This window comes from Pseudomonas sp. URMO17WK12:I6 (assembly GCF_003253625.1).
Taxonomy (GTDB): domain Bacteria; phylum Pseudomonadota; class Gammaproteobacteria; order Pseudomonadales; family Pseudomonadaceae; genus Aquipseudomonas.
The window spans coordinates 148,989-160,366 of record NZ_QKYZ01000009.1 but is presented as its reverse complement, the minus strand read 5'-3'; the positions used below and the strand labels follow the sequence as shown (position 1 = coordinate 160,366).

Annotated in this window: 11 protein-coding genes; all 11 read left to right on the top strand. The window is 59.3% G+C overall.

The window, feature by feature from the left end:
• Positions 1-3: 3 nt before the first annotated feature.
• The 11 genes from pseB to fliD all read left to right on the top strand — a co-directional run bounded on the left by pseB (position 4) and on the right by fliD (position 11,259).
• Positions 4-1,005, top strand: coding sequence for a UDP-N-acetylglucosamine 4,6-dehydratase (inverting) (pseB, locus tag F475_RS18055; RefSeq protein ID WP_019579558.1), 1,002 nt, complete (start codon positions 4-6; stop codon positions 1,003-1,005).
• Entirely contained in the window at positions 1,002-2,165 is a 1,164-nt protein-coding gene (pseC, locus tag F475_RS18050; RefSeq protein ID WP_111454403.1) for a UDP-4-amino-4,6-dideoxy-N-acetyl-beta-L-altrosamine transaminase, read from the top strand. The genes pseB and pseC overlap by 4 nt, the downstream gene beginning before the upstream one ends.
• A 6-nt stretch (positions 2,166-2,171) precedes the next feature.
• Entirely contained in the window at positions 2,172-2,867 is a 696-nt protein-coding gene (pseF, locus tag F475_RS18045) for a pseudaminic acid cytidylyltransferase (RefSeq protein ID WP_064619514.1), read from the top strand.
• Complete coding sequence (gene pseG, locus F475_RS18040; RefSeq protein ID WP_111454402.1) at positions 2,864-4,366, top strand: UDP-2,4-diacetamido-2,4,6-trideoxy-beta-L-altropyranose hydrolase; 1,503 nt, start codon at positions 2,864-2,866, stop codon at positions 4,364-4,366. Before pseF ends, pseG begins: the two co-directional genes overlap by 4 nt.
• Positions 4,363-5,415, top strand: a complete 1,053-nt coding sequence (pseI, locus tag F475_RS18035) for a pseudaminic acid synthase (RefSeq protein WP_111454401.1) — start codon at positions 4,363-4,365, stop codon at positions 5,413-5,415. The genes pseG and pseI overlap by 4 nt, the downstream gene beginning before the upstream one ends.
• A 229-nt stretch (positions 5,416-5,644) precedes the next feature.
• Positions 5,645-6,571 (top strand): ketoacyl-ACP synthase III, encoded by a 927-nt coding sequence (locus tag F475_RS18030; protein WP_018925031.1) that lies wholly within the window; start codon positions 5,645-5,647, stop codon positions 6,569-6,571.
• 82 nt (positions 6,572-6,653) lie between these two features.
• A complete protein-coding gene (locus F475_RS18025; RefSeq protein ID WP_111454400.1) occupies positions 6,654-7,946 on the top strand; it encodes a motility associated factor glycosyltransferase family protein in 1,293 nt (430 codons plus the stop codon).
• Complete coding sequence (locus F475_RS18020; RefSeq protein WP_018925033.1) at positions 7,943-8,209, top strand: hypothetical protein; 267 nt, start codon at positions 7,943-7,945, stop codon at positions 8,207-8,209. Before F475_RS18025 ends, F475_RS18020 begins: the two co-directional genes overlap by 4 nt.
• 248 nt (positions 8,210-8,457) lie before the next feature.
• On the top strand, positions 8,458-9,303 hold the full coding sequence (locus F475_RS18015) for a flagellin domain-containing protein (RefSeq protein WP_018925034.1): 846 nt from the start codon (positions 8,458-8,460) through the stop codon (positions 9,301-9,303).
• Between the two features lie 71 nt (positions 9,304-9,374).
• Positions 9,375-9,740 (top strand): flagellar protein FlaG, encoded by a 366-nt coding sequence (locus F475_RS18010; RefSeq protein WP_026286326.1) that lies wholly within the window; start codon positions 9,375-9,377, stop codon positions 9,738-9,740.
• Positions 9,741-9,822: 82 nt separating this feature from the next.
• Entirely contained in the window at positions 9,823-11,259 is a 1,437-nt protein-coding gene (gene fliD / locus F475_RS18005) for a flagellar filament capping protein FliD (protein WP_018925036.1), read from the top strand.
• Positions 11,260-11,378: the final 119 nt, after the last annotated feature.

Sequence of the window (11,378 nt, the reverse complement as noted above, 5' to 3'; positions counted from 1 at the left end):
GGCATGTTCAACGGTAAATCGATTTTCATCTCTGGCGGCACCGGTTCGTTCGGGCGCAACTTCATCCGCCGCTTGCTGGAGCAATACCAGCCCAAGCGGGTGGTGGTGTTTTCCCGCGATGAGCTCAAGCAGTACGAGATGCAGCAGACGTTCAACGCGCCGTGCATGCGTTACTTCATCGGTGATGTGCGCGACGCCGACCGTTTGCGTCAGGCCATGCGCGGTATCGATTACGTGGTGCACGCCGCGGCGCTGAAGCAAGTACCGGCGGCGGAATACAACCCCACCGAATGCATCCGCACCAACGTCAACGGCGCGGAAAACATCATCGCCGCGGCCATCGACAACGGCGTGAAAAAAGTTGTCGCGCTGTCCACCGACAAGGCTGCCAGCCCGATCAACTTGTACGGCGCGACCAAGCTGCTGTCGGACAAATTGTTCGTGGCTGCCAACAACATTGCCGGCGAGCAACAAACCCGGTTTGCCGTGGTGCGCTATGGCAACGTCGCTGGCTCACGGGGTTCGGTGGTGCCGTTCTTCAGCAAACTGATCGCCGAGGGCGCCAAAGAGCTGCCGATCACCGATGAGCGCATGACGCGGTTCTGGATCACCCTCGATCACGGCGTGAAGTTTGTGCTCGACAGCTTCGCCCGCATGCACGGTGGTGAAGTGTTTGTACCGAAGATCCCGTCGATTCGCATCGTCGATCTGGCACAGGGCATGGCTGAACATTTGCCGCACAAACACGTCGGCATTCGTCCGGGGGAAAAACTCCATGAGCTGATGGTACCGCTGGACGACGCGCGCATGACCCTGGAGTTCGACGATCACTACACCATTCAGCCGTCGATCCGTTTCACCAGCGTCGACGTGGATTTTGCCGTCGACAAACTGGGCGAGCAGGGCCGGCCGGTGGGCGAAGATTTCGAGTACCGTTCCGATACCAACCCGCACTTCCTGTCAGTCGGCCAGATCGCCGACCTGCACGCGGAACTGTCGGCATGATTCCCTACGGTCGGCAAAGCCTCGATCAGGCGGACATCGATGCGGTGGTCGCCGTGTTGCAGTCTGACTGGCTGACCCAAGGGCCGACCATCGAGCGTTTCGAACAGGCGATGGCCGAGCGGTGCCAGGCCGATTTCGCGGTGGCGGTGTGCAATGCCACGGCGGCGTTGCACATTGCCTGCCTCGCGGCGGGCCTAGGGCCGGGCGATCGGTTATGGACCTCGCCGAACACCTTTCTGGCCTCGGCCAACTGCGGTCGCTACTGCGGCGCCGATGTCGATTTTGTCGACATTGACCCGCTGACCTGGAACCTCGATGCCTACGCCTTGGCGTCGAAGTTGGAAATCGCCGAGCGCGACGGCAAGCTGCCGAAAGTGCTGGTGGCGGTAGCGTTCTCCGGGCAGAGCTGCGATATGCGCATGATCGCCGAACTGGCTGAACGTTACGGTTTCACGGTGATCGAGGATGCCTCCCACGCGGTCGGCGCGTCCTATGCCGGGCGCCCGGTGGGTTGCGGTGAATTCGCGGCAATGACCGTGTTCAGTTTCCACCCGGTGAAGATCATCACCAGTGCCGAAGGCGGCATGGTGCTGACCAATCGCCCGGAACTGGCCGAGCGCTTGCAACGCCTGCGCAGCCACGGCATGACCCGTGACCCGGAGCAGATGACCGAGCCCAGCCACGGCCCCTGGTACTACCAGCAAGTGGAACTGGGCTTCAATTACCGGATCACCGACCTGCAAGCGGCCCTCGGTCTGTCACAGCTGAACAAGCTTGATGGCTTTATCGAACGCCGCCGTGAACTGGCGGCGCGTTACGACCGGTTGCTGGCGTACTTGCCGCTGACCTTGCCCAGCACGCAGCCTGAAGCCGAATCGGCGTGGCATCTGTACGTGGTGCGCTTGCAGACGGAGCGGATCAACCTCAGTCATCGACAGGTGTTCGAAGGCTTGCGAGCGGCCGGTGTCGGGGTGAATCTGCACTATATTCCCGTGCACTTGCAGCCGTACTATCGCGACCTGGGTTTTGCCGAGGGTGATTTCCCCCAGGCCGAACGTTATTACGCCGAGGCCATCAGCCTGCCGCTGTTTCCTCTGCTGAGCGATGAACAACAGGACTATGTGGTCGAGCAATTGCGACGACTGATCCTTGAGGAGTAGTGACTCTTGAGCTGTGTTGCGATCATTCCGGCCCGTGGTGGCAGCAAGCGAATCCCGCGCAAGAACCTCAAGCCGTTCGACGGCGTGCCGATGATCGTCCGTTCGATTCGCACGGCGTTGGAGTCGCGCCTGTTCGACCAGGTGATCGTCAGTACCGACGATGAGGAAATCGCCGACGTCGCACGAGCCAATGGCGCTCAGGTGCCGTTCATGCGGCCTTCGGCACTGGCTGACGATTTCACCGGGACTGCGGCGGTGATCGTGCATGCCTTGAATCAATTGCCACCGTTCGACCATGCCTGCTGCATCTATGCGACGGCGCCGTTGTTGCAAGCGCGTTATTTGCGTCAGGGGCATGAGTTGCTGGTGCAGCACCCGGACAAGTCTTTCGCGTTTTCAGTCACCGGTTTTGGTTTTCCGGTGCAGCGGGCCTTGACCCTCGACGCGCAGGGCGCCCTGACCTCGCTCTATCCGGAGTTTCGCGACACCCGTTCCCAGGACTTGCCCGAAGCCTTTCAAGACGCCGGCCAGTTCTACTGGGGACGCAGCGAGGCCTGGTTGCGTGGTGATGCGCTGTTCTCGCCGGCGAGCCTGCCGGTGATTCTGCCGCGCTACCTGGTACAGGACATCGACACCCTCGAAGACTGGAAACGCGCCGAATACCTTTACGCCGCCTTGAAGGCCGGAGGTGAGTTGCAATGAGGGTGTTGATCCGCGCTGACGCGTCGCCGACCATCGGCAGCGGCCACATTGCCCGCTGCCTGACCCTGGCCAGGGTGTTGCGAAAGCAGGGCACGCACGTTGCCTTCGCCTGTCGCCTGCTGCCGGGGCATCGACTGGACAGCCTGGCCAGCGAGGGCTTCGAGACCTTCGCGCTGCCGGCACGCTACCCCGATGAAGATCCGCAGCAGGCCATCGAATCGATGCTGCCCTGGCAGGCGGACATCGCCGCGCTGGCGCAAGCCCTGGAAAGCCATCCGGCTTTCGACTGGATCATCGTCGACCATTATGGCCTCGATCATCACTGGCAGACCGCGGCCCGCCGCTGGGCACCGAGGATCGCGGCGGTGGATGACCTGGCCACTCGGCAATACCGCGTCGATCTGCTGCTCAATCAAAATCTGTCGGGCACCCCAGAGGCTTATGCCTCGCTGCTGACGCCCGACTGCCAGACCTTGCTCGGTCCACGTTTTGCGATGTTGCGCGATGAGTTCTGCTGCCCGGCGGTCGAGATCAAGCCTCGGGCCAGGCGAGTATTGGTGAACTTCGGCGGCTTCGATGCGGCCATGCAGACCCACCACGCGATGTTGGCGCTGGCGGACCTTCATGAGCTGGAGGTCGATTTCGTGGCGGGGGCCGACAACCCGGCCTGGGAGCAGATGCAGGCGCTGGCGGCGTATCGTCCGAACTGGCGCCTGCACAGTTTTGTCAGCGATTTCTATCGGCTGATGACCGAGGCTGACCTGTTTATCGGTGCCGGTGGCGGCACCAGTTGGGAGCGGGCGGCCATGGGGCTGCCGACGATTTGCATTGCGGTCTCGAATAATCAGCAGGCCAACGGCGAGGTGATGGCGACCTCGGGCGCTCATGTGTTCCTGGGCAACCGCGAGCATGTCAGCGTCGAGCAGTTGCGCCAAGCCATCGGTTTTGTCGTAGGCAATCAAGGTTTTCGTCAAAGTATGGCCGAACGCTCACGGCAGTTGGTCGATGGCCGTGGCGCGCAGCGGGTGGCGGCAGCACTGGCGGGAGCGGTACTGCAGGTGCGTCGAGCCGATCCGGACGATGCGCAATTGTTGTTCGAGGGACGTAATGCCGAGGCGGTACGGCGCTGGTCGCTGGACACCCACGCCATCGATTGGCAGCGGCATCAGGTCTGGCTGGCTGCGAGCCTGAACAACCCTCAGCGACTGCTGTTGATTGCCGAGGCGGATGACGGCCCGGTCGGTATGCTGCGCTATGACCTTGACGGTACGCGGGCCGAAGTCTCGATCTATTTGTTCGAAGGCCGATTCGGCCTGGGCTGGGGCAGGGCGCTGCTGGCGCGGGGCGAAGCGTTCGTCACGGCGCATTGGCCACAACTTGAGGCCATCACCGCTCAGGTGCTGCCGGCCAATCAGCCATCGCTGAAGGTTTTCCGCGAGGGTGGTTTTACTCAGAGTGCTTGCGCGTTCACGCGCGTATTGAAGGATCCAGAACAATGACCAGTTTCAAGATCGGTAATCGCTCGATCGGTGCCGATGCGCCACCGTTCATCATTGCCGAGATGAGCGGCAACCATAACCAGTCGCTGGACATGGCGATAAAAATCGTCGAAGCCGCAGCCAAGGCCGGCGCCCATGCCTTGAAGCTGCAAACCTACACCGCCGAGACCATGACTCTGGACTTGTCCGAAGGCGAGTTCTTCATCAAGGACCCCAACAGCTTGTGGGCCGGTTCTTCGCTGTATGCGCTGTACGAAAAGGCCCACACGCCGTGGGAATGGCACGCGCCGATTTTCGCCCGGGCCAAAGAGCTGGGCATGCTGGCGTTTTCCACACCGTTCGATGACACCGCGGTGGACTTCCTCGAAAGCCTCGATGTGCCGGCCTACAAGATCGCCAGCTTCGAGAACACTGATCTGCCGTTGATTCGTCGGGTTGCGGCCACCGGCAAGCCGCTGATCATTTCCACCGGCATGGCCAGCATCGCCGAGCTCGATGAAACCGTGCGTGCCGCCCGTGAGGCCGGTTGCAAGGATCTGGTGTTGCTCAAGTGCACCAGCACTTACCCGGCGACGCCCGCCAACAGCAACGTGCGCACGATTCCTCATCTGCGTGAGTTGTTTGGCTGTGAAGTCGGTTTGTCCGACCATTCGATGGGTGTCGGGGTGTCTGTCGCCGCCGTAGCGCTGGGGGCGACGGTGGTGGAAAAACACTTCACCCTCGACCGTGCCGCCGGAGGCGTGGATGCCAGTTTCTCCCTGGAACCGGCCGAACTCGCCAGCCTGGTGGTCGAAACCGAGCGCGCCTGGCAGGCCATGGGCCGGGTGCATTACGGCGTGACTGACGCCGAGCGCAAGTCCCTGGTGTACCGCCGGTCGCTGTATGTCACCCAGGACATGACCGCCGGTGAGCCATTTACCGCCGCCAATCTGCGGGCCATCCGTCCGGGCCTGGGGCTGGCCCCGAAACACGCTGAAACCCTTCTGGGCCGCCGTGCCCGCCAGGCCATCAAGCGCGGAACGCCGCTGGACTGGTCGCTGGTCGAATAACCGCTTGTGGGGCTGATTCGGCAAAATAGCGTGACCTGCGAGTCATTACGCGCATCTTCACTGTATTGTATAAATAGGGAAGAGGGCGCCTGGCCTGCTTTTGGCTCAGTGATGGCCTTTTACTCTTCCCGCTGTCACCTCGTTGAGGGCGACGTTATTCGTTGTTTGTCGGCGCCCCTCGATTCCTTGCGAGCGGTGGTATTGGGCTGTTTATTATTGGGAAGCCGTAATGATTGGCATAAAGAGCATTGCGAGCTACGTTCCTGTAGCCGGCGTGGACAATTACGCACAAGGTGCAAAATTCGAGAAGGATGAAGAATTCATCCTGGGCAAGATCGGTTCGGCCTTCCTGCCGCGCAAAGACGCCGGGCAAGAAACTTCGGACCTGTGTGTCGAAGCAGTCAACGCACTGTTCGCCAACAACCCTGAATTGAAGCGTGAAGCCATCGACGTGCTGATCGTCGTGACCCAGAACGGCGACGAAGAAGGCCTGCCGCACACCGCCGCCATCGTTCAGGACAAGCTGGGCCTGCCGACGACCGTGGCCGCGTTCGATATCTCCCTGGGCTGCTCCGGTTACGTCTACGGCATCTACGCCATCAAGGGCTTCATGGAAGCCGCAGGCCTGAAGAATGGCTTGCTGGTGACCGCCGATCCGTATTCGAAGATCGTCGACCCGGAAGACCGCAACACCACCATGTTGTTCGGCGATGCCGCCACCGCCACCTGGATGGGCGAAGACGCTCCATGGCAGTTGGGCAAGGCCAAGTTCGGCACCGACGGTTCCGGTGCGCCGCACCTGAAGGTCACCGATGGCGTGTTCTTCATGAATGGCCGTCAGGTCTTCAACTTCGCGCTGCTCAAAGTCCCTGCGCATTTGCACGAGCTGCTGGGCGACTCGGGTCTGACGGCCGACGATATCGATGCCTTCTGCATTCACCAGGGCAGTGCGGCGATTGTCGATGCCGTGGCGCGACGCTTCGAAGGCGAGCCCGAGAAGTTCCTCAAGGACATGGTCGAGACCGGTAACACCGTGTCGTCGAGCATTCCATTGCTGCTGGAAAAGCACGTGCTCGACTCCAAGTGGAAGCGTGTGGCACTCAGCGGTTTTGGTGTTGGTTTGTCCTGGGGGTCGGCGATCATCTATCGCCCTTGATCTTCTAAAAGCCGGACACAAAAAAAGCGCTCAAGGTGTAACCTTGAGCGCTATTTTTTTGCCCGAATCACAGCGAGGCGCCATGAGCGAGTTTTTTCAACCCAACGCCGAACTCATTCAGCGTCGCTGGCCGGCCGTGGCTGAGCGTCTGCTGTCTGAAGATCCGGGCCCGTTGCAGGCCGATCTGGTGGAAGGGCTCGGCTCGACCCTGAGCATCAACGGCATCCAGTTGACCAGTCGCCATGACCGTACCCGCGAAGCGCAGCTTCAAGCCGCAAGGCTGCCGGTCGACAGTCCGGTGTTGCACGTTTATGGCACAGGGCTGGGTGATCTGCAGCTGGAGCTGCTGCAGCGTTCGGGGCTGATTCAGTTACACGTACATATCCTTAACGGCGCAGTGTTTGCGCTGGTGTTGCAATTACTCGATCAGCAGCCGTGGCTCAGCGATTCGCGGATCGAGCTGCACTACGCCGGTGATTTGGCTGAAATTTGTTTGCCGTTCTTTGCCCTGCCTTCAGAGCTGGTGCTGGCCGATGACTTCAACGCGAAGATCCGTGACCGCTTGGTCAGCGAAACCCATCTGACGTTCAACAACTGTGAGTTTGATCCGGACAATCCGGAAATCGCCGCGCGCTTGCTGGAAAGTGTCGAACAGATCCGCGTCGATAGCGACGCCGCACAATTGTTCGCCACACACGCTGGCCAGCCGATGTTCGTCATCGCCACCGGGCCGAGCCTGGAACAGCATTTCGTAACCTTGCGATCAATTCGCGGCCAGACCCAGCGACCGCTGTTCGTTTGTGTCGATACCGCTTACCGGCCGCTCATCGAGAACGGTATCAAACCGGATGTCGTCGTCACGATCGACCAGCGTATCTCGCAGCGCCATCTGCCGCCCGAGGACAGCGCAGACATTACGCTGGTCTACATGCCGCTGGTGGCTCCTGCGGTCTTGCAGGCCTGGCAAGGCAAACGCTATGTCGCCTACTCGGCAAGCCCGGTCTTTCGCGATCTGCGCAAGCAGCTCCCACGGGCAGGGTTGTTTGCAGGCGGCAGCGTGATTCATCCGGCGGTGGACCTGGCGGTGAAAATGGGTGCCAGTCAGATCACGCTGTTCGGGGCGGACTTCGCGTTCCCCAACAACAAAACCCATGCCGGTTGGGATGACGGCGACCTTGGCCCGCAATTGGTCGCGGCTCGTCATTGGGTGTTGGATGGGCATGGGCAGCGGGTCAAGACCCAGCTCAATTTCCGTAGTTACCTGTGTGAGCTGGAGCGCTATATCGCTGCGCATCCACACGTCGTCTTCTACAACAGCAGTCGAGCTGGGGCCATGATTGTCGGCACGACATTTCATCCGGAGTTCAGTCGATGAGCGAAGAGCTACTCGTTGATCAGGTCCGGCAATGTTCAGCGTTGTTTCGTCTGGGAAGGGATGTCGAGGCGGCGCTGGTCATGGTCGAGGTAGCGGAGCAGGTGCAGTCGCGGGTCGGCGGAGCAGACAGCCAGATCGCGGCCCGGTGGATGGCATTGCTGACAGGTATGCTGGATAGCCAGGAGCGACAGGACTGGCTGGCGCTCGCGGATTACCTTGAATACGAACTGGTTGATTTACTGATGGCTGTCAATTCCGCGTAATGCCGTGGCAGGTCAACGCAAGCGGGGCGTAAGGAAGGGTTGTGGCAGTTCTCTGGCGTCATTTTTTGGTGGCTGGATCGTCGCTATGGCTTGGTTTTACAGGGGGTGGCAGTGTGATGGCAAAAAATTTCAAAAATCCCCTCAAGCAACCTGCATTCGCGACGATAACTATTACGAAGGTTCTCTAGGCCATACCGGGCGGTTGCCAGGGCCGGAAGCCGTAGTACCCAACCAACGAGGAATTCGTCATGGCTTTAACAGTAAACACCAACACTACATCTCTGGGTGTTCAGAAGAACCTGAACCGTGCTTCCGACGCACTGTCGACTTCGATGACTCGCTTGTCTTCCGGCCTGAAAATCAACAGCGCCAAAGACGACGCCGCCGGCCTGCAGATCGCTACCCGTATGACCTCGCAGATCCGTGGTCAGACCATGGCTATCAAAAACGCCAACGACGGTGTTTCGATCGCTCAGACCGCTGAAGGCGCTCTGCAAGAATCGACCAACATCCTGCAGCGTATGCGTGAAATCGCAGTTCAGTCGCGTAACGACTCCAACGGCACTGCTGACCGTACCGCTCTGGACAAAGAATACCAACAGTCGGTTGCTGAACTGACTCGTATCGCTCAGTCGACTAACCTGAACGGCAAGGCGCTGCTGGACGGTACCGCTGGTGCGATGGAGTTCCAGGTTGGTTCCAACACCACCTCCGACAACCAGATCACTCTGACCCTGGCTTCGAGCTTCGACTCCAGCGCCCTGGGCATGACCGGTACTACCATTTCCGGTACCTCCAACGCAGCCAACCACTCTGCTGTAGCGTCGGCTATCTCGGCTATCGACGCCGCTCTGTCGCGAATCAACAGCACTCGTGCTGACCTGGGTGCTGCACAAAACCGTTTCTCCAGCACCATCTCCAACCTGCAAAACATCAACGAAAACGCCAGTGCTGCACTGAGCCGCGTACAAGATACCGACTTCGCTGCTGAAACTGCACAGCTGACCAAGCAACAAACTCTGCAACAAGCTTCCACCGCAGTTCTGGCTCAGGCCAACCAACTGCCATCCGCTGTACTGAAACTGCTTCAGTAATAGCTGATGAGTTTTAGCGGGGGAGTGCGCTTGTCGCGCTCTCTCGCTTTTTACTTTAAGAGGTGATGGACATGGATATGAGCGTCAAGCTGAACTTGTCTTATCCTGCGGCCCAGCAGGCGACGACTGTTGCCGATAAGCCTGCGGAAAAGCCTCGAGCGGAAACTGCGCCAGTGGTTGCCGTCAAGGAAGAAGGTAAAAAAGACCAGACCGAGCAGGAAAAACTGAAGATGGCCGTTCAGGAAATCGAAAAGTTCGTTCAGTCGGTCAAGCGTAACCTGGAGTTCTCGATTGACGAGCCTTCAGGCAAAGTTGTGGTCAAAGTGATTGCCAGTGACTCCGGTGAGGTGATTCGTCAAATCCCCAACGAAGAAGTCCTTAAGCTGGCGAACAGTTTGAATGATGCAAGCAGTCTGTTGTTCAGCGCAAAAGTCTGACAACTGGCACGAATTTTGTTGCTATGTTCTTTTGGGCGTTGTAGTGGTCAAAAGGCCGGCGACACACTGAAGGGAGTTCCACATGGCAAGTCCAATTCTACCGGGCACGGGCTTAGGCTCCGGTATTAATACCGGTGATATCGTCAAGGCTCTGGTCAACGCCGACAAGGCGGCCAAGCAGAATCAGATCGATCGTCAGACGACCACCAATACTGCGCAGATTTCCGGTATTGGTACTCTCAAAAGTGTCCTGGCGAACTTCCAGGCTGCAATCAAGAAGCTGCAAGATACGCAAGCTCCGCAGTTCCTGGGTTACAACGCCACGTCCGCCGACGCGAAAGTATTGACCGCTGTGGCCAGCAACACGGCTGTCAACGGTTCCTACGTGGTCAAGGTCAATAACCTTGCGACCTCGTCCAAAGTGGCCACCGCGGCCTTTGCCGGCGGTGCCAGCAGCGCCGTTGCGAGCGGCACGCTCAATATCACGCAAAATGGCGTATCCAGTTCTGTCACCATTCCGGCCGGCGCGACGTTGCAGTCGGTTCGCGATGCGATCAACACCCAGCAGGGCGCGAACGGTTTCAGCGCCAACATCGTGACCGACTCGTTTGGCTCACGTCTGGTGATGGGGTCCACGGCGACCGGTGCGGGCTCCGACATCACCCTCAGCGGTATCGCGGGTCTGGAGATCAATGCCGGCCAGCAAATGGGTGCAGCACCGACAGCGACTTCGGCGGGTGCCATCGGCGATTTCGCGGTGGACGCCAGTTTCACCGTGGACGGGCTCGCGCTGACTAGCAAAAGCAACAAGGTTGACTCGGCTATTTCCGGCTTGACCCTGAATTTGGTCGCCGGTGGTACCACGACGGTGACGGTTGGCCCGAACAGTGATGGCCTGAAAAAATCCATCCAAGCTTTCGTTGATGCTTATAACCAGGTTGTGACCAATGTCAATACGCTGACCAAGCCTTCCCTGGATAGCAATGGCAAGCCGACCGTTGCTGCTGCACTGACCGGTGACCCGTTGGCGCGCAGCGTTCTGGCATCGATTCGTACGCCGTTGGTCACAACGGGGGCGGGTGACAAACTCACTGTTCTGTCGCAATTGGGTATCACCACCAATCAGAAAACCGGTGCGCTGGATTTCGATAGCACCAAGTTCTCGACCGCGATGGATACCCAGAAGCTCGGTGGTGAAGTTCAGAAGCTGTTCCTGGGCGATCCGACGGCGACTGGCGATGCCTCCATGGGTCTGTTGACGCGCATGAACGATGCAATCACGCCTTACACGGTCACTGGCAGTGATGGGATCCTGGACACCCGTTCGACCAACCTGGCCAAGGCCAAGACGAATCTGGCCAGCCAGCAGGCAGCCCTGGATCGTCGGGTCGAGACGCTGACGGCGGTGTTGACCAAGAAGTACAACGATATGGATTCCCTTGTCGGCAAGCTGAAGGCAACGGCGAGCAATATTACTTCGATGTTCGATGCGATGAACGCACAGAAGAACGCTTCATAGCGCCTAAACGCCAAAAGCCCGGCAGCGGATTCCGCTTGTCGGGCTTTTTTAGTTTCGGATTAAAGATTTTTGACGCTATGTCGATAGCTTGATTATACGAATCACAGAGTTTTGGATGA